Below are 1,013 nucleotides of genomic sequence, written 5' to 3'. Positions count from 1 at the left end.
TAGAGCGGTTTCGCGATGCATGTACAGGATTGTGCGAACTTAGCAGGATGAAGGCCTATTCAACCGATTTACGCGAGCGTGTAGCCGCCGCCTGTCATGCCGGTGACCGTTCTATTCCGCAGGTGGCGGCGCACTTTAGCGTGTCGGTTTCGTTTGTCAACAAGTTGCTTCGGCGCCAGCGCACCACGGGCACGGTGGCGGCCCTGCCGCATGCCGGCGGCCCGGTTCCCCTGCTGGACGAGGCCGCCCGTACCCAGTTGGCGGCCTGCGTAGCACAGCAGCCCGACGCGACGCTTGACGAGTTGCGCGCGCAGCTGGCGGCCAGTGGCGGACCGGCGGTGGGGCGTACCACCGTCTGGCAGGGCCTGCAAAAGCTGGATTTGCGACGCAAAAAAAGAGTGTCCACGCCGCCGAGCGCGACACCGAACGGGTAAAGCAACTGCGCCGGGACTTTCTCGAAGCCTTGCCCGGGCAGGACGTGGCCCGGTTCAAGTTCGTAGACGAAACCAGCGTGCAGTTGACCTTCACCCGCCGCTACGGCCGCGCCTTGGGCGGCCAGCGCGTGAACCAGCCCGTGCCGCTGCACAGCGGGCCCAACGTGACGGTGATTGCCGCCCTGACGACCCAAGGCGTCGAGGCAGTCATGGAACTGGACGGGGCCGTCAACGCGGCAGCCTTTGCCGTCTACCTCGACCAGGTACTGGGCCCCACGCTGGTGGCCGGCGACGTGGTCGTGCTCGACAACCTGCGCGTGCACAAGGCTCCGGGGCTGGCTGAATTGGTGGAAAAGCGCGGGGCTCGCCTCTTGTTTCTGCCGCCCTACTCGCCCGACTTTACACCCGTTGAATTGGCCTTCAGCAAGCTCAAAACCTTCCTGCGCACCGCACAGGCCCGCACCCGCGAGACCCTGACCAACGCGGTGCGGGCTGCCCTGGACTGGATTGACGCGCAAGACGCCCAAAACTGGTTCCACCACTGCGGCTATCATGTACACTGACTACGAATCTGCTCTA

At 64.8% G+C, this 1,013-nt stretch carries 2 protein-coding genes; both read left to right on the top strand.

Features of this window, described 5'->3' with window-relative positions; genetic code table 11:
* Window positions 1–434, top strand: a 434-nt coding sequence (locus tag ABD919_RS13840; RefSeq protein ID WP_345236614.1) for a helix-turn-helix domain-containing protein, incomplete at its 5' end; no start/stop codon positions are given.
* Entirely contained in the window at window positions 356–997 is a 642-nt protein-coding gene (locus tag ABD919_RS13835; protein WP_345236615.1) for an IS630 family transposase, read from the top strand. The genes ABD919_RS13840 and ABD919_RS13835, both read left to right, overlap by 79 nt.
* Window positions 998–1,013: the final 16 nt, after the last annotated feature.

Origin of the sequence: Hymenobacter saemangeumensis (genome assembly GCF_039541835.1) — a bacterium.
Classification (GTDB): domain Bacteria; phylum Bacteroidota; class Bacteroidia; order Cytophagales; family Hymenobacteraceae; genus Hymenobacter; species Hymenobacter saemangeumensis.
The sequence above is the reverse complement of the archived record's forward strand: the minus strand, read 5'-3'. Positions and strand labels throughout refer to the sequence as shown.